This window comes from Collinsella aerofaciens (assembly GCF_015548375.1).
In the GTDB taxonomy this organism is placed as follows: Bacteria; Actinomycetota; Coriobacteriia; order Coriobacteriales; family Coriobacteriaceae; genus Collinsella; species Collinsella aerofaciens_AB.
Genome location: NZ_JADMWW010000004.1, coordinates 84,837 through 110,447, shown reverse-complemented (window position 1 = coordinate 110,447; position 25,611 = coordinate 84,837). Strand labels below are relative to the sequence as shown.

Below are 25,611 nucleotides of genomic sequence, written 5' to 3'. Positions count from 1 at the left end.
ATATTTGCTGACGACAGTTACTTGATCTCCTGAATCGCGTAACGCGAAACATCTACGACGGCTCCGGATCGGACTTTGATCTGGACCTTCTCGCCTTCGATGCCTTTGACGGTTCCGTAGATACCGCCGGCGAAAAGAACCTCCTGACCCGGCTTGAGCTCGGTGTGCAGCTCCTTGAAGTACTTTTGCTTCTTCTTCATGTTGATTTGCGACCAGATGGTGTAAATCAAGCCCATGATGGCGAGCAGGCCTAAAAGGGCGACCGAGGAGCTCAGGACGTTGGCTCCGAAATCGGCCATTAGATGCCGTCCTCGTCGCCGAAGATATCCTCTTCCTCGGAGCCGGCAACGGATGCGACCGTCTGGGCGGTGATACCCGTCTGGCCAACGGTCACGGCCTGCTCGCCAAGCTCGGCGAGCGTGGCGTTGCCGCGGAGGAACAGAAGCTCAATAACCATGGGAAGGTTAGTGCCGGTCAGAACCTCGACATTGTCGACATCCTGGGCAATCATCATCGACTGGTTGAACGGGGTGCCACCAAGCAGGTCGGTAAAGACGAGCACGCCATCGCACTCCTCGCGCATGGCGGTAATAGCGGCGCGGAGATCCTCACCGTAGGAAGCAGCCTGGTCGCCCTCAAAAGGAACGACGGTAAAAGCGGGCTGGTCGCCGGCAACCATAGCGATAGCGCTTGCAAGGCCGGGTGCGAACTGTCCATGACCGGTAAGAATAAAGCCAACCATTCAAATTTCCCTTCCGAAGGTGTGTACAATCTGAGTCCGATGATTCTCGGAAGCCAGCGGGCGCTCGCCCTTAAAGCTTCTTAGAAAGCGTTCTTTGAAGACCAGTGGTTTCTAAACTGGTAGTAACCACGTGACGTGTTGTTGTCACTATATCACCCCAGAAGAGGTCGCTTTCCTTGATTCATACGGTAAAACGTTTTTGCACCGCTCACGGTGATAAATCGACCGTTTACCGGTCGTTAACACTTCTACCTGCGGTTTTGAAACCGTTTCGAAATGTTTTGGCAAAAGATCGGATCTTTTCCTGTGTCTAAACAACGCAGGGCGGCTAAAAATAGCGTGAAGAAAAATTGCAGGTCATTGTGAAGATATGTGAATTGGTCTTTTTGACTTAATACCAGTTAGAACCAGTTTTGAGATTATCGGTGAACGGTAGTTTTCGACCGTTCACCGGTTACTTGCAATCGTTTGCAGTTGTTTTCCCAGATGAATTAGGGAAGCGCGATGGAGCGCTTGCGCGGGCGCGAGGCCTACCCCAGTGGTTTCGGCAGCAAAAAGCCCGCTAGAACGTTGTCCGTTCTAGCGGGCTAAATCAGGCAGATCGGCTAGCGCGCAGTAGTGCAGGCAAACCTTACGCAAACAGGCCGTAGATGCTGATGTTGGCCTTGGCGTAGAGGCCGTTAGCATACTCGGTCCACTTGGAGCTGGCGCTCGAAGCCTGCGAAGAGTACTGCTGGTAAGCAGTGTAGTAGGCGGTCATGGCCTGCTTATATGTAGCGCTATCGGCCGTAAAGGCATCGTCGGCAAAGGCCTTAGCGTAGGTGCCGTTCTCGTCCTTCCAGGTACTCTTCGAGCTATCCCACTCATCGCCCGCAAGGTTGATGATGTAGTCGGCGTAATCCTTGCTCGCGGTCTCCTCGTTGCCGTCAGAAGGCTCGGTCGGAGCGGTCGGCATGCTTGCGGAGCTATCGCCCACCTTCTTCTTGTAGAGCTTCTGCAGCGTCGCGGACTGGCGGACGATCTGCTTGGCCTGGTCCTTGGACACGCCATACTGCGTGGCCATGGTCTTGTAGTCAGAAGTGCCGATGGAATCCTCGGCGTACTTCTTCATCTCCTTGGAAGAGACGGTAATGCCCTCGTCCTCGGCGGCATCGAGCAGGATCTTGTTGCGCACGTAGGACAGGATGACGTCGGCAGAAGGAGCGGTGTAGTTGCCATCACTATCCTTGACGGTATCGAGGCTGTACTGGCTCTCGATGGCCTCGCGCGCGGTGATATCGCTCTTCTTGCCGTTGTAGCTATAGCTTGCCACGGTCGAATCGAGCTGGTCCTCGGTCAGGGTCGCCGAGCCGACACCCTTGCCGCCAAAGCCGCCATTGCCGATAAAGAAGCCGACCACCGCAGCGATCACGACGGCAACCACAAAGGCGGCGATCATCGTCTTCTTGTGCTTGGATACGCGATCGTCTTCATCGGAACCCAGGATATCGTCGTCCTCATCCTGGGCCTCGGGCATCAGATTCTCGTCAGCGGCATCCGCGGCAATCTGAGCCTCCAGTCGGGCGTCCTCCTCTTCGGCCGTCGTACCGGCGGCAATGTGCTCGGCAGACGTACCGGCGACCAGATCGATCTTCTCATCCTCGTCACCGTCGGGGCCTTCGCCGCGCTCGATGATCTGGATGCCGTCGATCTCGTCCTTCTCGTCCTTCTTTTGAATCAGACCCATATCGGTTACTCCTTGTTAGGAAACATAGTCCTCAATAGAATACGCCCGACAGAGCGCCGGGCGTATTGATTCTCAGGTTATACGCAAACACTTAAGTACTATTTAGGCGTTTGCAGCACGCATGCCTTAGGCCAGGTGCGCGATAACGGCATCGGCAAAGGCCTGCGTGCCCACGGCCCCCTCGACGGAGCCGGTCTGGGCACGACGCACGTCACCGGTAACCTGCTCGCCCTCGTCGAGCGTGGCAGATACGGCGGCGCGAATGCGATTAGCAGCGTCGTTCTCGCCCAGGTGATCGAGCATCATCGCAGCAGAAAGGATCTCGGCCGTGGGGTTGGCGATATCCTGGCCAGCGATATCGGGCGCGGAGCCGTGCGTTGCCTCGAAGATGGCGCAGTCGGCACCGATGTTGGAGCCGGGGGCCATCCCTAAGCCACCCACCAGGCCGGCGCACAGGTCGCTCACGATGTCGCCGTACAGGTTGGGCAGCACCAGGACATCGAAGTCGTTGGGGTTCTGGACCAGGCCCATGCAAGTGGCGTCGACAATCTTGTCGTTGAACTCGATATCGGGATAGTTGGCGGCCACCTCGCGCGCAACGCGCAGGAACAGGCCGTCGGTCGCCTTCATGATGTTGGCCTTATGCACGGCCGTCACCTTTTTGCGGCCGCAGCGGCGGGCATACTCAAAGGCATACTCCACAATGCGGCGGCTCTTGGCGATGGAGATGGGCTTGATCGAGATGGCGGAATCGGCGGCGAAGGTCTTCTGACCCGAGCGCTCGACAAGCTGCGAGAGCTCCTCGACCTCGGCAGCGCCCTCATCGAACTCGATGCCGGCGTAGAGGTCCTCGGTGTTCTCGCGCACGATGACCAGGTCGACATCGCGGAAGCGCGAGCCGTCGCCCGGCTGCGACAGGCAGGGGCGCACACAGGCATACAGGTCGAAGTGCTTGCGAAGGGCAACGTTAACGCTGCGGAAACCCGTGCCGACCGGCGTGGTGATGGGACCCTTGATGGCAACCTTGGTCTCGGCGACCGCATCGAGCACGTGCTGGGGCAGCGGCGTGTCAAACTCGTCCATGACGCCGGCACCGGCCTCCTGGACATTCCAATTGATCTGGACACCGGTGGCCTCGACCACGCGGCGCATGGCCTGCGTAATCTCGGGACCGATACCGTCACCGGGAATCAGGACTACATCGTGCGCCATAATCTGTTACTCCTCGTCTTCGGCGGCGTCAGATTTTTTAACGCTAGCACGCTTCTTCTTTTTGGAGAGATCAAGGTCAAAGCGTTTAACAAGCATTTCGCAAATCTCGCTCGAACGGGCCTTGAGATAGCTGCCCTTGCCGTTCTCGGCGTCGAACTTAAGGCGCAGCGCAAGCTTCTCGGCGACCTCGGCGTCGATCTCGCCCTGGCCAAACTCGTACAGGCAACCGAGCATGTCGCGATACTCGAGGTCGCCGTGGTAGCACTGAATGGCCTCGTCCAGGATGGGCCAAGCCTCGCGCGAACGCTCGACGCTCGTGGCGCCCCACACGCACAGCAGGCGGAAGGCGGCATAGCGCAGCGTGGAGGAAATCTCGTCGAACAGTGCGGTCTCGGCGCCCTCAAAGGCATCGCCCAGCTGCTCGGGACAGGTGGTGGCAAGCGCCGTCAGGGCATCGAGGGCCTCCCAGCGGGTCTGAGCCTCGGGGCGATCGAGCGCCTCGATCAGCGCGGGCACACAGGGCACGACGCGCTGCGGATCGCGCTCGGCAAGCAGGTGCAGCACGCGGGCGGCAAACTGGCGGATACGGCGCGTGGGGCAGCCGAGCTCCTTGACCAGGCGGTCGACGGCGTTCTCGTTCTCCTCTGCCAGCTGGAGCTGTGCCAGCTCCTCGTCGGTGAGCTGTTCGTCTTTGTTTTCTGCCATAGTTACCTCTTTTTACTATTTCTTAGCGTGCTTGCCAGCACCTTTGCTGTCATCGGTGACCGAGATGAGCTGTCGGTCGGCCGCGCCATTGCGACGCGCGCGGCGGCGCTCCTCGGCGTCGCCCGCGTCGGCGGCGGCGCGGTGAGCCTTGTTGACGTTAAAGACCTCGTCGTGCTTGCGCCACGGGCCGACGGATTCGCCAAAGCTCATCTTAAGGCCGGCGATAAAGCCGCCGAGCCAGCCGATCGGCGCAAACTGCACTAGCGGGAACAGCGAGAACACCCAGGTCAGCAGGATGACTGCCGCCGCTCCCGCAAAGTTGGCAATCCAGTAGTCACGCTTGGTGATGACGCGCTTTTCGCACGCCCACTGGCCGCACAAAAAGCCGATGTAGATCGCAAAGAGAAAGAGCACCAGCGCAAGCACCACGAACGTCCAGCTCATGGGCGCTACTCCCCGTGATGGTGGCCGCAGCAGCACTCGTGGCCGTCGTCATGGCCGTGGCCGCCGCAGCACTCGTGGTCCTCGCCATGGTGGTGGCCACAACCGCACTCGTGGTCGTCGCCATGTTCGCCGCAACCGCAGCCTTCCTCGTGAGCACCATGCTCCTCGGGACGATACTGCGACCAGTCAAGACCGGCGGCGATGGCGTCGGCCTCCTCCTTGTAGAGCACCGTGATGGCCTGGGTGCCCAGCTTGGCGCCACCGATGGCATCGAGCATGTCGTAGAGCGTAAAGGCCACGTCGGCGCCGGGCAGCGCAAGCTCGCGGTCGTCGGCATAGGCGAGCGCCAAGCGCAGGTCCTTGATGAAGTGCTCGACCATAAAGCCGGGCTTGTAATCGCCGTCGAGCGCCTTGGGCGCCAGACTCTCCATGGCGCCGGACTTGCCGGTACCGCCCAGAATCATCTGACGGGTCTTCTCCAGATCGAGGCCGCTCAGCTCGGCAAACGCCAGCGCATCGGCCATGCCGACCATGCAGGCGCCCAGCGACACCTGGTTGGCGAGCTTGGCAGCCTGGCCCTTGCCGGCGCCGTCGAAGCAGCAGATGGTTGCCGCAAAGGTGGAAAGGATATCGCGGACCGGGGCAATGTCGTTCTCGGTAGCGCCCACGATAGCCGTAAGCGTGCCGGCGATAGCACCCGACTCGCCGCCGGTGACGGGGCAGTCAAACGCCATGCGGCCGGAAACCTGGGCGGCCTCGGCAATGTCGCGCGCCAGCTCGGGCGAGCTCGTGGTGAGGTCGATCAGGACCGCGCCGGGCTTAGTGCACGCGAGCAGGCCGTCGCCCGCCAGGTAGAGCTCCTCGACCTCGGAGGGATAGCCCACCATGGTAAAGACGACGTCGGCGTTCGCCGCGGCATCTGCCGGCGTATCGGCCCAGACGGCACCGCGCTCAACGAGCGCTGCAGCCTTGGACTTGGTGCGGTTGTTGACCGTGACGGGATAGCCGGCATCCAGGATGTGGCCGGCGATGGGGGCACCCATGATTCCGGTGCCAATGAATGCGACGGAGAGCTTGTTTGCCATGAAACCTTTCCTTTTGGGTTGGGTGTTGTTACCAGGTTAAATACTCGGCGCCAACGCTTGAGCTGCGGGGCGCCCGCGGTTGTAACGCCTGTCTACTCACCGCGCACACGGCGCGCGATGCGATCGGAAAGCGAGGCTTTCTCGGCGCGATTCTTGCCCCAAAACGCGCAGGCCACCATGCCGGGGCCCACGTGCGAGCCAATGGTGGGACCCACGGAGCTGCGAATGATCGTGACGTCGGCGCAGCCTTCCTCCTTGCGGATGGCGGCTTCGAGCCAGTCACCGTCCTTTTCGGCATCGGCCGTCATGATGGCGATGGGCATGGTGCGGTCGGGCACGTAGTTCTCGCGGAACGACTTGAGGATGGACTTGAGCGCCTTCTTGCGGCCGCGGTTGACGCCGATCAGCGACAGCGAGCCGGCCAGGTCGTAGGAGAGCTCGGGCTTGACATCGAGCTTTGCCGTGAGCTGCGCCGCCGCGGGCGGAATGCGGCCGCCGGCAGCCAGCGCGTCGAAGCTCTCGAGCGTAAAGTAGCCGTGGACGTAGGTCTTTGCCTCGTTTGCCCAATCGACCAGCTGCTTGGCGGTCAGTCCCGCCGAACGCTGGCGCACGGCCTCGAGCGCCAAGAGCGCGCCGGTCGCGCAGGGCAGAGCGTTGTCGACCACGTAGAGCTCGAAGTTGGGATACTCGGCGCGCACGGCATCTGCCGCCTGGCACGCGGAGTTGTAGCTCGACGACAGCGCCGAGGTAAAGCACAGGTAGACCGTGGGTGTGCCCTCTTTGGCGCACTCGGTAAAGAACTCGATATAGCGACCGAGCGACACAGCCGAGGTGGACACGCGGGCACCGGCGCGCATGCGGTCGTAGAACTCCTTAGGGCTCATGCTCGACCAGATATCGTCCGTGCGCTCCTCGCCATCGATGATAAAGGGGAAGCCCAAGATATCGACATCGAGGTTCGCGGCGACCTCGGGGCTAAAGTCGCAGCAGGTATCGACGACGATGCGGCAGCGGTCAGAATGGCCGGTAGATGCAGCCTTGTCCATCAAAGCGACTCCTTACGTAAAAAGGCGGCCACCCGCATGGGATGGCCGCCAGCCGTTAACTCATGCAAGTTAACGTATTTTACTCGTCAAGTGTTTCGATACGGGGCTTGATGATGCCATATCCACCATTCTTACGGTGATACACCACATTGATGAGGCCAGTCGTCGCGTTCTCGAACACGTAGAAGTCGTGACCGAGCAGATCGGTCTGCACCAGCGCCTGCTCCTCAGTCATCGGGGTGACATCGATGACCTTCTCGCGGACGAGCAGGTCGTCGTCGTCCTCGGGCAGCAGCAAGTCGGCCAGATCCTCGACACGCTCGACCGGCGCGACATCCGCTGCGCTGGCACCGCCCTGGCGGTTGTCCACGACCTTGGTCTTGAACTTGCGCAGCTGGCGAGTGACCTTATCGGCGGAGAGGTCGATGGCGGCGTACATATCTGCACCGTGCTCGGCAACGCGAATCACCGAACCGCGGACACGAACCGTAACCTCGACGATTGCCGGGTTGGGGTTCGAGGGGTTCTTCTCATAGCGAAGTACAACGTCGACCGTCATGGGCTCGATATCGAAAACCTTGAGCGCCTCGCCGATCTTCTCATCCACATGCGCACGCAGAGCATCGGTTACCGTCGTCTTGCGTCCAGAAACCTTGATATCCATACGTGGCTCCAATCTGCCTCGGGGACTTACTGTACTGGCTATGTACCCATTGCCGTGCATTTAATCACGCGGATTCCTAAAGACCCGAATAACGATTGCTTGATACCGCATACCGAAGTCTCGCACTTTTCTGTGGCAAAGTGCGCTATAGGAGGGAGCCGGCGACTTTGTATTTGGTCCCGAAAATTGGCTTTGAACTGCTGGTTTTATAGAGATGAAAAAGCCGGGCTCCCCCATCGGGGAAGCCCGGCAGTGCGTGTTGAAACCGTGAAGAGGTGTCCTTTCCAACGTATAGAAGACACCACCCCTAGCAATAACTAGCCATTAAGCTTGTTAATGTCGTCGTCGGTGATGGTGCCTTCCTGGCTGGACGATTTGTCTTCGGAGGATGCGGTCTCATTGTTGGAATCGGAGGACTCGCTGCCGGAAGACGTGGTCTCACTGGACTCAGAGTCGCCCGGCTGCACGTTAGCGCCCGAAACCGTCTTAGTGGTGAGGTCGTAGGGCATCCTGCCATACCAGACGCAGTGAACTGCCTCGAGCGTGCCGTCGACCGTGATGTCGTCGAGGGCATCGCTCACGGCACGGCACAGTTCGTCATTGGACGAGAGGCCCGCAACACCGAGCGTCGAGGGCGCCTCGAGCGCACCGACATAGGAGATCTCGCTCATCAGACGTGCAAGGTAGCCACCGGCCGTGGAGTCGCAGATCACATAGTCAACCTCGCCGGACTCGAGCGCCTCAAAGCACTCGTTGATGTTGGAGTAGGTCTTTTGGTTGGCGGTGATGCTCTGCTTGGCAAGCGCCTCCTGCGAGGCCGAGGACATCTGGACACCCAGGGTAGACGTGTTAAGGGTATCGGTGGAAACGCTTAGCGACCCACCATCGCTGGTTTTACCGAACACAGAAGCGGCATCGTACAGGCAGGTGCCGAGCGAGCTAACGTCCCCGTCTGTGGAGTTGATCTCGCCGATAAAGATATCGGCCTTTTTGTCGGCGAGCGCGGAACCTGCCGAGGACGCATCGACAAAGGCGACCTTAAGGCCCATGCGGCTTGCGAGGGCGCGGGCGGCGTCGACCGCATACCCCGCGAGCTCGCCGTCGGCGCCCTGCATGGCCTGCGGCGCATCGGAAGTATCGAGGGCAACCGTCAGGGTTCCGGGAGTAACCAGGGCATCGTCCGACACCGCCGGCGTGACGGTCTTGTACTCGATCTGGTCGATCGTGGGAGTCGTGAACGTAGACAGCGGGTTGAACGCGCATCCGCTCAGGCCCAAAACGGCGATGACCGCTGCGGCCCCAGCACCTAACCGAGCCGCGTGCATCAAGCTGCCCCTCACCATGTCCACTACCCTGCCTTCTGTGTCGTATACGATCCGTGCGTTGCGCGGAATATCAGGTTGTTCCCACCAGCTGACCTGGTATTTGACCCCACACTTGCGCACCGGGGTGTTTGCTCGGGAGGCCGCAGCCACCTTCACGACTGGCCCGCTCGCCCGCGAGGCGGTATTGCCCCAAAGAAAGTAGAACGGACGGTGCGGCTTACATCTAGGACGCGCCATGATCGCGCCGCGCGCACGCGGTCGCTTACGTGGATCCCTTTGACCGCGTCTGTCTTGGACTAGGACGGGCATTTCGTCCGTCCGCAACCACAGCCTGGTAGGAACGAAGCGCATTATAGCTAAGTTCAAGCTAAAGTTTAAGGTTAGGGGCGTCATTCGCATCGCGAGTACAGATTTCGCAGGTCGAAGCGGGCCGTTCGTGGCCCCGTGAAGCCCGGAGCTCCCCTGCGGGGAGCTCCGGGGCACCCGTCTCAGGGTGCCGTGTGCAAAAAACGGCAAATATGAGTACTGTTACCAATTTAGTAGCAGCGTATTACCGCCTCACGAGCCCTTTTTGAGTTCCGCACAGCCTGCTTGGCGCCAAGATATTCCACATTCGTTTATTATCTCTTCGCTGAATCCAGATTATCGGCCCAAGTTTCTTTGTTTTTGCTGTCACTAATCTAGTAACAGTACTCATATTTGCCGTTTTTTGCACAGAGCATATAAACAGACCCCCTATAAAGCCATAGTTTTACGCTGGTTTGAGCCCAAAGCACGCTCGGAGCGTATTCAGCAGAGCATCTTGCCTCTTTCGACGAGCCTCTACGCGATTCTGATATCGCTTACTCATGCGCTGGTGGATGCGCCATGCGAGCGCTTCCATCGCTTCCATGTCACAGAGCATTTCGTTGTTGACCGTCGCGACCTCGATTCCCATAGTAATCAAGCCCGTGTTGCGCTTTTCATCATGGATACGTCCCCTCCGGGAGGAATGACCCAGCTCACCGTTGTATTCCAGGTCAAACCGGGCTGCTTCCTGATACGCATCGCAAACTGCATGCGGCATCCCCGAGATTGCCTGCGCGCGGTCATCGAACTCAATCTTGTAGTCGGTCTTAAAGGGACCGCAGGCAAATCCGCCATAGGAAAACGGAAGCGAAAACAGAGCGAGCATGATGCACTCCATGGGCGAGCGCAAGTTTTCTGACAAGTAGGGACACAGACGCTGCAGTTTTTTGGCCGCATTCCCCTTGCATACCGCGAGGTAATCTGCCAGACGATCGGGCGTCAGCACCGGCTCAACCTCAAAGTAGCCCACGTCTGCTGGCTGGTCCTTGTCCTTTGCAAGCTTATTCGTAACGGGCGAGGTGTAGGGAGGCAGATACTTCCCGCGGTCACTCAGCGAAATCTTAGAGCACAGCTCCTGAGCCAGGGCAAATGCCTGGATGCAGCCGACCTCGCGCGCAACGGCAACACAAAGGGCCTCGGGAGATAGACTGTACACCCCCGGTTCCGCCTCTAGAATCGAGCCGACGGGCAACCCGGAGCATACGGACCAGCCCACGCTAGGCATGCGGCGGCGCTGCGCCGCAGATCCCACCAGCAAGCAAAGATCTTCTTGCACCTCGCCGCTTGCGGCCCCAATCCGCACCAAGTCGGGAAGATAGATGTCCTCGGTCGAGGGCGACGACGTGCGCAGCACATGGCGCTCTTCATCGGGATCAAGGTCCCTCCAGCTTATGTAGCCCATCTGCCGGCGCTCGGAGCGCATCATGCGTAGCGCCGAGGCGCCTGTTAGGATTACGGAAGCCGCTAGCTGTTCGCTTGTCGGCTCGTTGCGCCGCTCAATCTTCACTGCCACAAAACCACCCCTACCAAACGCGTGCGATAGCGAGACCATCGACTGCCGCGGCGCCGGCACGCTTGAGCTCCGCCGAGGCCGCTGCCATGGTCGCGCCCGTGGTAATGACATCGTCGACGAGCAGCAGGCGGCGGCCGCGCACATCCTCGACCGTCTCGTACATACCCCGAGCGTGTTCCCGGCGCTCATCGCGACCGAGCTCGCGCTGGTCACCATGGCCGTACTTAACGAGGGCGTCGAGCAGCGGCACGCCCGAAAGATCGCAAAACGAACGCGCGATTGCTTCCATATGGTCGAACCCACGCCGCCGAAACGCCGCCGCAGTCGCGGGCACAAATACCACCGCGTCGGCGCCGGACAGCACACCGCCTAAGCGATCGGGGGCTGCCGCCTGGGCATGCAAGGCAGTGTCGTAGAGTAGCTCCGCCAGATACGGTGCCAGGCGGCGCTCGCCCGCATCCTTGTACGCCCTGATGATGCGCGGCAGCGGATGTGCGTAGACGGCACACGCCAGGCAGCGATCGAGCGCCTCGGCCATTGCCGAAGACGTGCCCTCGACCGAACACTCGGTGCACAGCAAATCCCCAAACGGGGCGCCACATCGGATGCAGCTATGGCACGGATCGATGAGCGCGAGCGATGCCAGACAATCCTGGCAGATCAACGCACCGGAACGCTCGCAGCCAGCGCATCGCGTGGGCGACAACGCCTCGAGCGCCTCGTACGTCGCGCGCTCGGCAAACGGTAGCAATTCGTCCGCAAACGGTAGGACGCCTGCCCCCTGCAAGCGAGTCAATACGTTCAGATGTCTCTTCATGACACAACCCTCCCTACGCGAAGGCGAAGGGAGGGTTGTCGGTGTAGAACCATGATACCCAAAGGTGCTGGGGTCAGGCGGGTTACATCCGCTTACGGACGTTATTCGCCGGCGGGCGGTTGTGGTGCGGACGAAGACGGGGTCGAGCCCTCGCCACCATCCTGGCGCGGCTTGCGGGAACGACGACGGCGACGGCGCTTTTGACCCTGGTCGGCCGAGCCCTCGCCACCGCGATCCTCGCGCGGCTCGCGCTCGTCGCGAGCGGCGCCACGCGAAGCCTTGGCAGCCGCTCCCCCGCCATCCCCGGGACGACGGCGCGTGACCTTGACCTCGCCATCCGAGACCTGATCGGCCACGGAGGGCACTGAGGGCTTCTGTTGCGCGCCCGAGGAATGGCGACGGCGCGGACGCGGCGCGCGCTCCTCCTCGCCACGTGACTTGCCACCCTTGTCGGCAGGCGCATCGGAACCCGAACCACCCTTGGGGGCGGTACCAGCCTCGCGAGCGGCTGCGGCGCGGAAGGCGTCCTCGCGCTCCTCGCTCGACAGATGACGGCGGCGGCGACGTGTGGGGTTCATGCCACCGCCGCGATTCTGCTGCTGGGGCTGCTGAGCCTCGCGCTCGCGGGAAGCGTTCTTGCCTGCGGGAGCGGCCTCGCCGGCATCGCCCGAACCCGAGCGCTTGCGACGACGACGGCCACCGGCGGCCTCCTCGGCCTCGGGTGCCTCGACCTTACCGCGGCCCTTTCCGCGGCCACGGCCCTCGCCCTGGCCCTGACCGGCGCGAGCATCGGATTCGGCATCGCGACGACGGCGCTTGGGCATCGACGTACCGGCCAGACGGTCGGCACTCGACAGGCCATCGCCCACATCGACGCCGTTTTCGCGATCGAGCTCCATGAGCGCCAGACGCATCTCGGGCGACTCAATGCGCTCGAGCACGTCGCGCGTCACGCAGTCGGGGCGGCAGTTGCAGCCCTGCTCGGCGGCCTTCTTTTTGCAGCCCTCCGAGCACGTCATATCGGCCAGGTTGACCTTAAAGACTTTGCCGTTCTCCAGGCGCAGCACCAGCTGCTCACGCGGCGTGTCATACTCCTGGATACGCGCCTTGCCAAGCGGCGTATCGATGAGCGTCTTCTTTTTGGGCGCACGGCTCTTAAAGTCCTTGTAGGCTTCGAACTCGTAGCGCAGGCAGCACATCAGACGACCGCACACGCCGCTGATCTTGGAGGAATTGAGCGGCAGGTCTTGCTCTTTTGCCATGCGAATCGAGACGGGCTCAAACTGTCCGCCAAAGCGCGTGCAGCAGAGCTCCTGCCCGCATTGGGCATAGCCACCCACCAGGCGGGTCTCGTCGCGCACGCCGATCTGGCGCATGTCGACGCGAATGTGCAGCGTCGAGGACAGATCCTTGACGAGCTGGCGAAAATCGACGCGCTCCTCGGCCGCAAAGTAGAACACGGCCTTCTCGCCGCCAAACAGGTACTCGACGCCCACCGGCTTCATCTCGAGGTCGAGCTCTTTGACCAGACGGCGGAAGTCGACCATGGCTTCGTCGCCCTGGATGGCCAGGTCGTCGGCAAGCTGCAGGTCGATGTCGCTCGCCACGCGCAGCACGGGCTTGAGCGGCTGACCGATCTCGTCTTGCGGCACCTCGAAGGGATCGGCCGTGACCAGGCCGATCTCGGTTCCGCGCTCGGTGGAACAAATGGCATAATCGGCCTCGAGGATATCCAGATCCTGCGGGTCGAACCACAGGTCGCGCGAGGCGTAGGTAAACTTAACGGGTACGACTAACGGCATTTCAGTGCCTTCCTGATATCGAACAGCATGACCTCGATGGCCAGCTGGGGAGTAACGTTTCTGGCGATGTTGCGCTCGGCGGTCGCGACTGCCTCGAGCGCCCGTGTGGCACCCGCAACATTGGTCGCGGCGGCAAGCCGCCCGATCGTGTCGCACGCGTCTTCGTTCACCACGTCGGCTGCCTCGTCCTGAAGCGTCAGCAGCACGTCGCGCATGAGCGTCCGCGCGCTCGCCAGCGCTTCCATGATACCCGAACGCTCGCGCGCGTTGAGTTCACGCTTGTTGCGGTCCTCAAGCTGCTTCAATGCTCCACGCGACAGGTAATCGGCGTTTTGCTCGAGCACCTTTTCCTGCGTGGACTTGACCTCGGCGAGCGGCGCCTTAACGGCGACGATGAGTGACTTGGCGCGGCTGAGCACGTCGGCCTCGTCGGCGGCGATAAGCGAATCGATGGCGCGAACCATCTGACGGCGGGCGTCCTGGCGCTCGGCGCTCTTGAGGAACTCGATACCACGCGTGGGGCTTCCCGCTACGGCGACGGCCATGCGGCAACGCGCAGGGTCCTGACCGGTGGCGCGGCTCACGGCCTGCGCGGCGACGGCGGGCGATACCAGCCGAAACGGCACGCACTGGCAGCGGCTCACGATGGTGGGCAACATCACGTCTGCCGAGGTGCCCAGCAAGATAAACATAACGCCCTCGGGCGGCTCCTCGAGTGTTTTGAGCAGTGCGTTGGCGCTGTTGGCGCGCAGCTGCTCGGCACGGTCAATGATGTAGACCTTGGCCTTGGCGCGGATGGGCGCCAGGGGTACGTCGTCGAGTAGCTCGCGCGTCTGGGCGATGAGGTAGCCCGTGGCGCTCTCGGGCGTGTAATAGTGCACGTCGGGGTGCGTATGGCGGGCGACGCGCACGCAGCTATCGCATGAGCCGCAGCCATCCTGCTCGCACAGGAAGGCTTGGGCGAGCGCCCACGCGGCGTCGAGCTTGCCCGCGCCGGGCGCGCCCAAAAACAGGTAGGCGTGCGATGCACGACCGCTGGCGACGGCATTGGTCAAAAAGTCGCGCACGCGTTCCTGAGTGTCAAGCTTGACCAGCAGGCTTGCCTGAGCGGGGGCCATGTTACTCGGCCTCCTTGGCAAGCGCGGCGGCGACGGCATCCTGGGAAATGTCGAGGCCGTAGGCGCGAACCTGCTCGACCGTCTGTGCGAATACGTCCTCGGTGGACGCGGTCGCGTCGATGAGCTTTACGCGGTTTGGTTCCTCGGCGGCGATGGCGCAAAATCCCTGGTAGACACGCTCTTGGAAGGCCATGCCCTTAGCCTCCATGCGATCTGCCGCGCCACGGGCTGCCATGCGCAGCGCCGCCTGCTCGGGCGTGATGTGATAGACGAGCGTGAGCGCCGGGTGCGTCCCCGCGACGGCCAGGTTGTTGGCATCGCGTACTATCTGGCGATCGAGGCCATCGGCAAACGCCTGATAGCAAGTTGTGGAATCGTAGAAGCGGTCGCACAGAACCACCTTGCCGGCAGCAAGGGCAGGCGCGATGACCTCGTGCACCAACTGGGCGCGCGCGGCCTCGTAGAGCAACAACTCGCAGGTGTCGCCCATCGCCGTATTGGCGGGGTCGAGCAGCAGAGCACGGATCTTTTCGCTGATGGCGGTACCGCCCGGCTCGCGCAGGGTCACAACCTGGTAGCCGGCAAGGTCGAGCGCACGGGCAAGCAGGCGCGCCTGCGTAGATTTACCGGCGCCATCGACACCCTCGAGCGTAATGAAGCTATGTTGAGCGGGCTCAAAAGCCATGGGCGCAGCCCCTTCCTACAAGGCGCGTAAATGCGAGTTATAGCAACCAAGCCATGATACCCCAGGGGCAGGCGCGTCCCAAATCCAACCTAGCCATCGAGGCATCCCCGAAGTTGCGGTGAAATAGGGACTGATTGAAGCTCTGAGACCGCCAAACAGTCCCTATTTCACCGCAACTTATGATGGGGAATTTTGGACGCTGGGTATAATCGTCGTATTGCATTGAAATGTGGCGAAAGGAGTGGCAATGTCTCGGTATTGCGCCTCGTGCGGCAAGCTTCTTGCAGATAATGCCAAGTTCTGCACCTCGTGCGGTGCACCCGTTGAGCAAACAACCGCGAGCGATAGCCAGCCCGCTTTTGAGCAGACCGGTTCCCTCGATACGCCGCAAGCCAAGGCGGACGACCCCCTCGCCTATCGCCCCGACCTCGCCGCAGGCCCCGCGGCCGTCGAGACCACGCAGCGCATACCCGTCGCGAGCGGCTCGCCCCAACAGCAGCCGGCTCCCGCATACGCGCCCGCTTCGCCACAGACCCCCGCTCCCAAAAAGAGCGGCACCGGGCCGCTTATCGCCGTTATCGTTGTGCTGGTGGCGATCATCATCGCCCTGGTCGTTTTCTTTGTGATCAAGCCTTTCGACAACGCCGCCACGCAGACGACTGCCGAGGTAGCTAAGCTGCACCATGACGTCGACGACGATGACCTAAGGCCTCTCGGCGACCCCAACAGCCTGTACGACGATGATGACGATGACGACGAGGATGGCGGCGAAGCAACGCTCTCCGAGCAGAACCTCTACCGCCGACTGAGCGAATACTACGACTTGCTCGAAGACCTCGACAACTACGTCCGTGGCTGCGCACAGAACTTCAACGGCAGCTATCTGGAAGAGGATCGAACCACCCGTCAAAATCTCGCCGACGTCGCCGAGCGCACGGAGGACACCATCGAGCAGTATTACGACATCGTCGAGGACCTAGACGTCCCGACGAGCTCCAAGAACTACAGCTCCTGGAAAGACATCGTTGCCCTGTACGACGACCTGGATCACCGCATTGACGCAATCTGTGATGCCTGGGAGATCAGCCTGAAATACGCCAAGCCTGCGGACCACAAGAATGAGATCGTGGCGCCGCTGTCGCGCGACAACGTGGCGGGCACCAATGACAATAAGTATCGCCTAGACTTTGAGGAGCGCTATCCCGGCGCCAAACCCGTCGAAGTGAACTAGTCGCATGCGACGGTCTTAAACGACTAGTCATTCAAGAACGTCCCCAATGACTACGCAAAAAACGAGCGAGGATCATGGGACCCTCGCTCGTTTTTGTTTTGGGCTATGTTTCGGCTGCGCCGCTACTTGTCGGCGGCCGCCTTCTTGGTGGTCGTCTTTTTCGCGGCAGTCTTCTTGGCAGTCGACTTCTTGGCAGCAGTCTTCTTTGCCGCCGTCGTCTTCTTGGCCGTGCTCGCCTTGGTCGTAGTCTTGCGGCCGCGGGCGGGCTTCTTCTCCTTGGTCGGGCAGTCCATGTTGACGCAGATACGCCACGGACCGCGCGCCGTGTTGACCACCACGATGGGGGCGCCGCACTCGGGACAGGTCTCGCCCGTCGCCTCGAGCTTGCCACGCGCCGGCAGCGGATAGCTCACGCCGCAGTCATCGTAGTTGGTGCAGCGGATAAAGCGCTTGCCGCTCTTCTCGCTCTTGTGCGCGATCAGGTCGCCATGGCGTCCGGCCTCGGCACACACCTTGCACTCGCCCACTTTAAGGTCGGGCTCGTAGTTGGTGGGGCACGTCGGGTTCACGCAAATCTCGAAAGCCTTCTGGCGGAACGGCTGACACTTGATGCGCGGCGCACCGCACTCGGGGCACACGGCGGCCTCGCCCTCGAGCGGGCTCACCTTGACGCCGCTCGGCACCGGATAGGTCACGTCGCAGTCGGGCCAGCCCATGCAGCCAATGAAGCTGCCGCGGGTCTTGGCGCTCGTCTTCATAACCAGGTCCTTGCCGCACTTGGGGCAGGTGCCCACGCGCGCATCGGCCGTGACGGCGTCGCTGATGGCGTCGCCGAGCTCCTGCGTATGCTTGAGCAGCTCGTCGAGCACGCCGGCCAGCAGCGCACGCGAGTGCGTCACGACATGCTCTTCGGTGTCCTCGCCGCGCTCGACGCGAGTCATGTCGCCGTCGAGCTCGCTGGTCATATCGGGGCTCGTGATGCGCGGGGCAAACTGCGTCAGCGCGTCGATGATGGCGATGCCCAGCTGGCTCGGCTCAACGGGATCGTTTTTGAGGTAGCGCACGGCGTACAGGCGCTCGATGATGCTCGCGCGCGTGGACTTGGTGCCCAGGCCGCGCTTTTCCATCTCCTGCACGAGCTTGCCCTGGCTGTAGCGCGCGGGCGGCTCGGTCTGCTTGGCCTCAAGCTTAATGTCGAACACGTCGACCGTGTCGCCCTGCTCCAGCGGCGGCATCTGCTCGTCGCGCTTGAGTCCGTACGGGTACGCCTCGCGGAAACCCGGGGTCACGAGCACATCGCCCGAAGCCACGAACGGCTCACCGTTCACGTCGAGCTCGAGCTTGGTATTCTCGATGGTCGCGGGACCCATAAGCGTCGCCAGGAAGCGGCGGGCGATGAGGTCGTAGAGCTTGCGCTGGCCGCCATCGAGCGTGGACGGATCGCCTTCGCCCGTGGGGTAGATGGGCGGGTGGTCGGTGGTCTCGACTTTGCCGCGCGTGGGCTTCATGGGGCCGGCGAGTACCTTTTTGCACACGGGCGCCAGCGCCGGGTTGATCTTTGCCAGGTCGCTCACCACGGCGCCCAGATCGAGCGTCGCAGGGTACACGGTGTTGTCGACACGCGGATAGCTGATAAGGCCCGCCATGTAGAGGGACTCGGCGATGCGCATGGTACGTGCAGGTGAGATGCCCTCGGCCGCGGCGGCAGCCTGCAGCGAGGTCGTCGCAAACGGCGTGGGCGGCTGCTGCTTGCGGGAGCGCTTGGTCACCGCGGCGACGGTTGCCGTCGTAGCGCCGTCGACGTGGCCGTACGCCGTCTCGGCAGCATCTTTGTCGGTAAAACGTGTCGTCTTGTGCGCAATCTTAAAGCGGTCATCCTCGGCAGCACCCTGAGCGGCACCCATGCCGCGAATCTGCCAATAGTCCTCGGGCACAAACGCCATGCGTTCGCGTTCGCGCTCGACCACCAGGGCGAGCGTCGGCGTCTGCACGCGGCCGGCGGAGCGCACGTTGCCAAAGCCGCCAAACTTGGCGAGCGTCAGGTAGCGCGTGAGCACCGCGCCCCAAATGAGGTCGATGTGCTGGCGGCTCTCGCCGGCGTCGGCCAGATTCTGGTCGAGCGAGACAAGATTATCGAAGGCCTGCGTAATCTCGGCCTTGGTAAATGAAGAATACTGGGCGCGGGCGACCGGCAAGTCCGGCGCGACCTCGCGCACCTTGTTGAGAGCGTCCGAACCGATCAGCTCACCCTCGCGATCGAAGTCCGTGGCGATGATGACGCTGTCGGACTTTTTAGCGAGGTTCTTGAGCGAACGAATGAGTTCTTTCTCGGCCGGCAACTTAATGACGGGCGCCCAGGTGAGATAGGGCAGGCTCTCGAGCTTCCAGCCCTTGATGGAGATACCGTCGGCAAGAAACGGCTTGCGCTTGGTGTCGTACGGCGGGCGGGCCAAGCCATCGGGCATGTCGGCCGGCAGCATTTCGCCGTCCTCCGTGACCGAATACCAGCCCAGCTTTTTATCGAACAGCACGCTGTCACAAAAATCGGGCGCCAGGATGTGACCGGCAAGGCCGATGGTCACGCACTCCTCGCCCTTCCACTCAAAACGGTAGATGGCGGTGTTGTACACCTTGTCCTTTTTGGGTTTGCCCGTGGACAGACGCTCGGCGATCTGACGCGCGGCGTCGTTTTTCTCGGCGATGATGAGCTTCAAAAGAGGCTCCTATCTCGTATCCCTGCGGCTACGCCCGCCCGTATGGCGGCCGACTTACGCCCTTGCTTGCTCAATCTGCCCGATGAGCCAATCGCACCAGGCATCCATGCCCTCGCCCTTGCGAGCGCTCACGGCAAACCGCGGCGCCTGCGGATTGAGGTCATCGAGTGTCTTAGTATACCTATCCATGTCAAAATCGAAAGCCGGGGCCACGTCGACCTTATTGAGCAGCTGCGCACCGGCGTGCTGGAAGATGCCCGGGTACTTGACGGGCTTGTCGTCGCCCTCGGGCACCGAAAGAATCATGATGGACAGGTTCTCGCCCAGGTCAAAGTCGACCGGACAGACCAGGTTGCCCACGTTTTCGATAAAGATGACGTCGATATTCTCCAGGCCGACAGCTTGGTCGAACGCGTCAACGGCCTCCATGATCATGTTGCCCTCGAGGTGGCACAGGCCGCCCGTGTTGATCTGGATGGCGGGCATGCCGGCTTCCTTCATGGTGATGGCGTCGACGTCCGAGGCGATATCGCCCTCGATGACGGCACAACGCAGGCCAGCCTTGTCGCGCAGGCGCTCGTTGGTGCCCAGGATCGTGGTGGTCTTGCCCGAACCGGGGCTCGACAGCACATTGATCACATAGGTATTTGTCTCATTAAATCGCTGACGCAGCTGATCTGCCAGGCGCTCGTTGCGCGACAGAATCGGCGACGCGATATCAATCGTTTTCTCGGCCATACTTAGCGCTCCTTACTTTGGCCCCTTTATACCCCATCACTAGATGGCTAGCGGGCTAATCGTCGGGGGTTTCGATTTCGATACTCGCGATATCGAGCTCGCGGCCGTGCAGTAGGCGCACGTTGGCACCACCACACTGGGGACAGCGACAGTGGAAGCGATCGTGGTCGAAAACCTCGCCGCAGTCCAGACACTCGCTTTGTGGATGGACTTCCTCCACGGCAAGCTCGCAGCCGCGCGCGAGCGGGTCCTCGTCGCGAAACGTCTCCCACGCAAAGTCAAGCGCCTCGCGCACGACCTCGGTCATATCCCCGATACGCAGCGTTACCAAAACGGCGCGCGAGGCCCCCGCCCCACGCGCCGCGCGAATCACTGTATCGAGTATGCCGTTGACAATGCCAACCTCGTGCATACCGATTTACTCCTCGTCGCCCTCGTCGTCCGAGAACAGGTCCAGACGGCTCACGAACAGGCCCTCCTTGCCCTCGCGCGCGGTAATGACCACGCGCGCGATAGCGAGCGAAATCTCGTAGAGCGAAAGCAGGGCGCCGTACATAAGGCCCAGGGTGACAGGCGAGCCGTCGGGCGTGATCACAGCCGAACCCACGAGCAGGCCTACGTACACGTAGCGCCAGGCACTGCGGAAGGCCGCGTAGGACACGATGTGGAAGACGGACAGGTAGAAGATGATGAGCGGCAGCTCGAACGCCACACCAAAGCCGATCATAAAGAGCAGCTCCATGTTGACGTAGTTCTCCAGATCGGGCAGCGCCGTAGCGACAGCCGAGGTCTCGCCGATGAGCCACTCAAAGCCCGCCGGGATGATAATGAAGTAGCAGAAGATGGCGCCCAGGAAGAACAGAACCGTCGAGGCGAGCACCGTGGGCACAACCCACTTGCGCTCGTTGGGGCGCAGTGCCGGCAGGAAAAATGCCAGGATCTGCCAGATGATCATGGGCGTGCACATGACCACGGCCATCTTGATGGCCAGCGAGAAGCGCAGGCCAAAACCGCCGAGCGTGGTGGTGATGTAGAACTTACCGTCCGGCACAAAGGAGCGGATGGGGTCTTCCAGGATGTCGAGCACCACGGGCGTGGCGAAATACAGCACGATGGCGGCGGCAAACACCGAAACGACCACGATGGTCAGGCGGCGACGGAGCTCTCCCAAGTGATCGAAGAGCGGCATACGAGCAGGTCCGATAGGCATTACTCATCGCCTCCCTTCGGGGCATCGGCGGCAGCGGCGTCGTCCTCGGCCTCGAGCTCGCGAGCGAGCTGGTCGACGACGGCCTTGCGCTTGCGGGGACGACGGGCGTAGAGGTCAGCCGTCGTGGGTTCTGCCGGCTCGGGCTCGGGCTCCGGCTCTGTAGCAGATTCAAGCTCGACGGCGGCAGCGGTGGCAGCGGCAGGCTCGGCACCCTCGGCCTCGGACTCCTCAGCAGCACCCTCGCCCTCGGCGGCAGCCTCGCTCGCGGCCTTCTCGGCAGCAAGACGGGCGCGACGCTCGGCAAAGGTCTCCTTCTTGGCGGGCGCTGCCGTCTCGGCGGCATCCTCGTCCGCATCGGAATCGTCGTCGGTCGCAGCAGCCTTCTTGGGCTTGACCGGGGCCGACGCGGCCTCGCTCACCGGATCGATAATCTCGGACTGAACAACGGCCGTCATCTTTTCCTGCGTCTCGCGGAACTGACGGATGGCACGGCCGATCGTACGGCCCATCTGCGGGAGCTTATCCGGGCCAAACAGCAAAAAGCCGAAGACCACGATGATCGCGAGCTCACCCTCTCCAATACCAAACACACATACCTCCAAGGCTCGATGTGAGTCGAGCCCGCACCGCGCCATTCGGCCGGAACTCGTCTATTCATTCGGTCAAGTATAGCGCCCGGACGCCAAAACGTCCGAGCGCATCACAAACATATGCCAAACGGCACGCCCTTTTGGGGGCAAAGATTATGCAGCGGTGATCGAAATCTCCTGGTCGACACCCAACAGCTGAACCACGCGCATCACCGGGGGCTGCACATTGGTGCAGCTAAAGCGCTTGCCGTGGTCGGCCGCGTGGTGCGCGGCGCCCACGAGCACGCCAATGCCCGTCGAATCGATGTAGCTCACCTGGGCAAAATCGAGCTCAACGGCCTCAGTGGGCTGCTCGAGCGCCAGGTCGATGGCATTGCGCAGGCTATCGGCGTTAGAGATATCGATCTCACCGGTCACCTTAATGGTGTAGAGCTCTGGCGTGGGGTTGGTGGAAATACCCAAATCCATGTATACGCTCCTTTACGTATCGAAAGTGCGGATAGTACGGGAAGCCGCGCGTTAGGCGCGCTCGGCACGCGCAAGCTCGGCAGCGACAAGCTTAACGGCCAGCACCAGCACATCGAGCGCGGCCTCCAGGTCTTCGACCGTGGGATAGCTCGGCGCGATGCGGATGTTGGTGTCGCGCGGGTCCTTGCCATAGGGCCAGGTGGCACCGGCCGGCGTGAGCTTGACGCCCAGGTCGGCGCAAAGCGCGGCGACCTTTTGGGCCGAGCCCTCGGGACCATCGAAGCTTACAAAGTAGCCGCCGCGGGGGTGCGTCCAGGTGGCGCAGCCCGTGTCGCCCAAGCCCTCGGTGAGCTTGCGCTCGACGGCCTCAAAGCGCGGGCGCAGGAACTCCGCATGCTTTTTCATGTGCTCCTTGACCGCCTCGATGGTGGGAAGGAAGCGCACGTGACGCAGCTGGTTGAGCTTGTCGGCGCTGATGAGGCCGGCCTTCAGGCGCTTGGAGAACTCGGCGATAACCGCGGGGCTCGCACCAATAAAGCCGATGCCGGCGCCCGGGAAGGTGATCTTGGACGTCGAGGCAAAGGCCACCACACGGTCCTCGGTGCCCGCCGTGCGAGCGAGGTCAAAGATGTTTGCGAGCTCGTCGGTCTCGTCGTACAGGTCGTGCACGCAGTAGGCGTTGTCCCAGAAGATGCGAAAATCGGGCGCGGCCGTGGGCATCTCGACTAGGCGGCGCACGGTGTCCTCGCTAAAGGTGATGCCCGTGGGGTTGGAATACTTGGGCACGCACCAGATACCCTTGATGGAGTCGTCGGCAGCAACCAGGCGCTCGACCTCGTCCATGTCGGGGCCGTTGTCGGTCATCGCAACGGGGACATTCTCGATACCCAGATCGGCGGTGATGCCAAAGTGGCGATCGTAGCCGGGAACGGGGCACAGGAACTTGACCTTCTTGCCGTCGTGCGCGGCCTCGTAGGCGTCCCAGGGCTCGCTGCCGCACGAGCCACAGCGCCAGAACATGCCGGCGATGTCATGCTCAATCAAAAGGCTCGACGAACCCAGCACAAGCGTCTGCTCGGCGGGGCAACCCAAAAACTCCCCTGCCAGCTTGCGAGCCGAGGGAATGCCCTCGAAGCAGCCGTAGTTGGAGCAGTCGACATTGCCGTCGTGCAGATCGGCATCGGCATTGAGGATATCGAGCATGGGGCGCGAGATGTCCACCTGGGAGGGCGACGGCTTGCCGCGGGCCATGTCGAGCGCCAGGCCCTTGGCCTTGACCTCGGCGACCTCGGCCTTGAGCGCCTCGATGGCGGCATCGAGTTCGGTGGTTTCCATCTTCTGGTAGATCGTCTGCATGGGTGCGACCTTTCGCGAAGCGGTACGTTGCAGTTCGTCTAAGTATAGACCGCCACCGCCGCAACGTTATGAAGCCGTGATAGATTAAGTTCATCGCAATGAATTACGAATCGCCGCGCATGCCGGCGTGGGGCGCCCAAGGAGGCACTATGGAGTACGGATCGTTTCAGGCCGAGGAATTCGGCGACCTGCAGCGCCTGGTCGACGGACTGTTTTACGACCGCCACGCCATCGACCGCCTGGATCTGATCGTACAGGCCGAAATCTTGGACCTGGCGCCCGACCTCATGGAGATCGTCAACCTTTTGCCGCCCGGCTACTACGACCGCCAGTCACTTTGCGACCAGCTCAACTCCGCCTTGGCCGCCCACGGCTGGGGCGCCGTCTACGGAACGGTGGAATAAACCTAGTCATTTAAGAACGTCCCCATTGACTAAAACGCCGCTTGTGATGGTGTTCACAGGCGGCGTTTTCAAACTTGTATGTGCTTTTACTCGTCCTTGGGCGCGGGGTGCTCGCAGACCACGCTCATGTAGATCATGCCGAGCACGGCGGCGGTGACCGAACCGGCAAGGATGGCGGCCTTGGCAGCCAGAACCTCAAACTGGGCCGTCGGGAAGGCAAGACCGCTAATGAGAATCGACATGGTAAAGCCGATGCCGCCCAAAATGCCCACACCGGCAATCATGTGCCAGTTGACATTGTGCGGCAGCTCGCAGACTTTGAGCTTGACCAAGGCGAACGTCATGCCAAAGATGCCGATCGGCTTGCCCAGCAGCATGCCAAAGTACACGCCGAGCGTCACCGGGTCGGTGAGCAGCGTGCTCATGTCCACGCCCACCAGGCGAACCTGTGCGTTGACGAACGCGAAGATCGGCAGAATCACAAAGTTGACCGGCGTGGAGATCAGACGCTCCATGCGGATGAGCGGCGGGGTCACGCGGTGCATGACGCGCTCGACCTTGGTGGTCGAGACGGTAAAGTCATGCTGGCCCAGGATGTGTGCCTCGTCGTCGTAGCGGTCATCGAGCAGCGGCAGGCACTCGCCCAGCCAATCGGTGAGGCTGTCGAGCTTGACGCCGCACTTGGCCGGAATGGTAAAGGCCAAGATGACGCCAGCAAGCGTGGCATGTACGCCGCTCTTGAACATGCAGAACCACAACAGCAAACCCAGCACCGAGTACGGGGCAAGGCGGTAATGCTGCGTCTTGTTGAGCCACACGAGCGCGCAGGTCACAAGCGCGGCGGCACCCAGCCAAAACGGATTGGGACTCTGACCGTAGAAGATGGCGATGGCGGCGATGGAGATGAGGTCGTCGGCGATGGCGAGCGTCGAGAAGAACACGCGCACGCCGTTGGGCACGCGATTGCCCAAAAGTGACAGCACGCCCAGCGCAAAGGCAATATCGGTTGCCATGGGGATGGCCCAACCGTTGTGGGCGCCGGCATGGTTAAAGATCAGGTAGATGCAGGCGGGAACGACGACGCCGCCCACGGCCGCCAGCATGGGAAGCATGGCCTGACGCGGATTCTTGAGCTCGCCGACCGTCATCTCGTACTTAAGCTCAATGCCCACCAACAAAAAGAAAATCGCCATGAGGAAGTCGTTGACGAAAAGCTCAACGGTGAGACCGGCCGTAAGGTTGCCAAGACCCACATACAGCGGGGTCTCCAAAAAGTGATGGATGGCCTCGTAGGCATCGGTATTGGCGCAAATGACGGCGGCGATGGCGGCGAAGACCATGACGGCGGCGGAAATCGTGCCGTTCTCGGCGATGCGCTCCCAGATGTCGTGACGTTCAAAGCGTTTGCGCTCACGAACGTTGAACAGCTGCTCAGTTGCTGCCATGGGCGGCTCCTTTCACGGGAAGGCTCCCGTCTTAAAAAAGCACGGCCCGCCCAAGTGGCGGCGCCGCGCTCTAACGTATTACGCTTGCATCTAGCCTACCCTGCACGACAAGCACGCAGGCGTGGCCGAAAAGCGGAACCACAGGTTGAACATTATTTCTCAGCGGCACGGGCACGTCTGCCCAAGAGACGACGCGGCGCCGTGCACAAAAAACGACCGGATC

At 61.7% G+C, this 25,611-nt stretch carries 25 protein-coding genes; 2 read left to right on the top strand and 23 right to left on the bottom strand.

The window, feature by feature from the left end:
* Nucleotides 1–17: 17 nt before the first annotated feature.
* From yajC to tmk, 15 genes are all read right to left on the bottom strand, one after another.
* Nucleotides 18–299 (bottom strand): preprotein translocase subunit YajC, encoded by a 282-nt coding sequence (gene yajC, locus I1969_RS03260; protein WP_117654923.1) that lies wholly within the window; start codon nt 297–299, stop codon nt 18–20.
* Nucleotides 299–742, bottom strand: a complete 444-nt coding sequence (locus I1969_RS03255) for a PTS sugar transporter subunit IIA domain-containing protein (protein ID WP_055310428.1) — start codon at nt 740–742, stop codon at nt 299–301. Before I1969_RS03255 ends, yajC begins: the two co-directional genes overlap by 1 nt.
* 631 nt (nt 743–1,373) lie before the next feature.
* Complete coding sequence (locus I1969_RS03250) at nt 1,374–2,468, bottom strand: hypothetical protein (protein WP_195232803.1); 1,095 nt, start codon at nt 2,466–2,468, stop codon at nt 1,374–1,376.
* Between the two features lie 126 nt (nt 2,469–2,594).
* Nucleotides 2,595–3,680: an isocitrate/isopropylmalate dehydrogenase family protein gene (locus tag I1969_RS03245; RefSeq protein WP_195232801.1), complete on the bottom strand. Its 1,086-nt coding sequence runs from the start codon at nt 3,678–3,680 to the stop codon at nt 2,595–2,597.
* Between the two features lie 6 nt (nt 3,681–3,686).
* Entirely contained in the window at nt 3,687–4,385 is a 699-nt protein-coding gene (locus I1969_RS03240; protein ID WP_195232799.1) for a HEAT repeat domain-containing protein, read from the bottom strand.
* A gap of 15 nt (nt 4,386–4,400) precedes the next feature.
* Nucleotides 4,401–4,829 carry a hypothetical protein gene (locus I1969_RS03235; protein ID WP_118081574.1) on the bottom strand — a complete coding sequence of 143 codons (429 nt, stop codon included), beginning with the start codon at nt 4,827–4,829 and terminating at the stop codon, nt 4,401–4,403.
* Between the two features lie 5 nt (nt 4,830–4,834).
* Complete coding sequence (locus I1969_RS03230) at nt 4,835–5,914, bottom strand: NAD(P)-dependent oxidoreductase (RefSeq protein ID WP_195232797.1); 1,080 nt, start codon at nt 5,912–5,914, stop codon at nt 4,835–4,837.
* 92 nt (nt 5,915–6,006) lie between these two features.
* Nucleotides 6,007–6,960, bottom strand: coding sequence for a DegV family protein (locus tag I1969_RS03225; protein WP_138113329.1), 954 nt, complete (start codon nt 6,958–6,960; stop codon nt 6,007–6,009).
* Nucleotides 6,961–7,039: 79 nt separating this feature from the next.
* A complete protein-coding gene (gene hpf / locus I1969_RS03220) occupies nt 7,040–7,624 on the bottom strand; it encodes a ribosome hibernation-promoting factor, HPF/YfiA family (protein WP_195232795.1) in 585 nt (194 codons plus the stop codon).
* A 317-nt stretch (nt 7,625–7,941) separates the two neighbouring features.
* Nucleotides 7,942–8,967 carry a substrate-binding periplasmic protein gene (locus tag I1969_RS03215; RefSeq protein WP_229028227.1) on the bottom strand — a complete coding sequence of 342 codons (1,026 nt, stop codon included), beginning with the start codon at nt 8,965–8,967 and terminating at the stop codon, nt 7,942–7,944.
* Between the two features lie 733 nt (nt 8,968–9,700).
* The gene (locus tag I1969_RS03210) at nt 9,701–10,810 is read right to left on the bottom strand and encodes a hypothetical protein (RefSeq protein ID WP_195232791.1); all 1,110 of its coding nucleotides are present in this window, start codon (nt 10,808–10,810) and stop codon (nt 9,701–9,703) included.
* A gap of 10 nt (nt 10,811–10,820) precedes the next feature.
* Nucleotides 10,821–11,627: a ComF family protein gene (locus I1969_RS03205; protein WP_195232789.1), complete on the bottom strand. Its 807-nt coding sequence runs from the start codon at nt 11,625–11,627 to the stop codon at nt 10,821–10,823.
* 101 nt (nt 11,628–11,728) lie between these two features.
* Nucleotides 11,729–13,429 carry a PSP1 domain-containing protein gene (locus I1969_RS03200; RefSeq protein ID WP_195232788.1) on the bottom strand — a complete coding sequence of 567 codons (1,701 nt, stop codon included), beginning with the start codon at nt 13,427–13,429 and terminating at the stop codon, nt 11,729–11,731.
* Nucleotides 13,420–14,547 (bottom strand): DNA polymerase III subunit, encoded by a 1,128-nt coding sequence (locus I1969_RS03195; RefSeq protein WP_195232786.1) that lies wholly within the window; start codon nt 14,545–14,547, stop codon nt 13,420–13,422. The genes I1969_RS03200 and I1969_RS03195 overlap by 10 nt, the downstream gene beginning before the upstream one ends.
* Nucleotide 14,548: 1 nt before the next feature.
* Nucleotides 14,549–15,232 (bottom strand): dTMP kinase, encoded by a 684-nt coding sequence (gene tmk, locus I1969_RS03190; RefSeq protein WP_195232784.1) that lies wholly within the window; start codon nt 15,230–15,232, stop codon nt 14,549–14,551.
* Nucleotides 15,233–15,479: 247 nt separating this feature from the next.
* On the opposite strand from tmk, the gene I1969_RS03185 reads away from it, so the two are divergent.
* On the top strand, nt 15,480–16,463 hold the full coding sequence (locus I1969_RS03185; RefSeq protein WP_195232782.1) for a zinc-ribbon domain-containing protein: 984 nt from the start codon (nt 15,480–15,482) through the stop codon (nt 16,461–16,463).
* A 122-nt stretch (nt 16,464–16,585) separates the two neighbouring features.
* Here I1969_RS03185 and I1969_RS03180 read toward each other — a convergent pair whose 3' ends face one another.
* From I1969_RS03180 to I1969_RS03150, 7 genes are all read right to left on the bottom strand, one after another.
* A complete protein-coding gene (locus tag I1969_RS03180; RefSeq protein WP_195232780.1) occupies nt 16,586–19,177 on the bottom strand; it encodes a DNA topoisomerase I in 2,592 nt (863 codons plus the stop codon).
* A 54-nt stretch (nt 19,178–19,231) separates the two neighbouring features.
* Nucleotides 19,232–19,915 carry a hydrogenase nickel incorporation protein HypB gene (gene hypB / locus I1969_RS03175; protein ID WP_148346318.1) on the bottom strand — a complete coding sequence of 228 codons (684 nt, stop codon included), beginning with the start codon at nt 19,913–19,915 and terminating at the stop codon, nt 19,232–19,234.
* Between the two features lie 55 nt (nt 19,916–19,970).
* Nucleotides 19,971–20,327: a hydrogenase maturation nickel metallochaperone HypA gene (gene hypA, locus I1969_RS03170; protein ID WP_195232778.1), complete on the bottom strand. Its 357-nt coding sequence runs from the start codon at nt 20,325–20,327 to the stop codon at nt 19,971–19,973.
* A gap of 6 nt (nt 20,328–20,333) precedes the next feature.
* Nucleotides 20,334–21,125 (bottom strand): twin-arginine translocase subunit TatC, encoded by a 792-nt coding sequence (tatC, locus tag I1969_RS03165; protein WP_195232776.1) that lies wholly within the window; start codon nt 21,123–21,125, stop codon nt 20,334–20,336.
* Complete coding sequence (locus I1969_RS03160; protein WP_195232774.1) at nt 21,125–21,715, bottom strand: twin-arginine translocase TatA/TatE family subunit; 591 nt, start codon at nt 21,713–21,715, stop codon at nt 21,125–21,127. Before I1969_RS03160 ends, tatC begins: the two co-directional genes overlap by 1 nt.
* Before the next feature lie 153 nt (nt 21,716–21,868).
* Complete coding sequence (locus I1969_RS03155; protein ID WP_117648351.1) at nt 21,869–22,183, bottom strand: STAS domain-containing protein; 315 nt, start codon at nt 22,181–22,183, stop codon at nt 21,869–21,871.
* A gap of 51 nt (nt 22,184–22,234) precedes the next feature.
* A complete protein-coding gene (locus tag I1969_RS03150; RefSeq protein WP_195232772.1) occupies nt 22,235–23,539 on the bottom strand; it encodes an aminotransferase class I/II-fold pyridoxal phosphate-dependent enzyme in 1,305 nt (434 codons plus the stop codon).
* Between the two features lie 149 nt (nt 23,540–23,688).
* On the opposite strand from I1969_RS03150, the gene I1969_RS03145 reads away from it, so the two are divergent.
* A complete protein-coding gene (locus tag I1969_RS03145; RefSeq protein ID WP_022093864.1) occupies nt 23,689–23,943 on the top strand; it encodes a hypothetical protein in 255 nt (84 codons plus the stop codon).
* Between the two features lie 86 nt (nt 23,944–24,029).
* Here I1969_RS03145 and nhaA read toward each other — a convergent pair whose 3' ends face one another.
* Nucleotides 24,030–25,388 (bottom strand): Na+/H+ antiporter NhaA, encoded by a 1,359-nt coding sequence (nhaA, locus tag I1969_RS03140; RefSeq protein ID WP_195232764.1) that lies wholly within the window; start codon nt 25,386–25,388, stop codon nt 24,030–24,032.
* Nucleotides 25,389–25,611 lie beyond the last annotated feature (223 nt).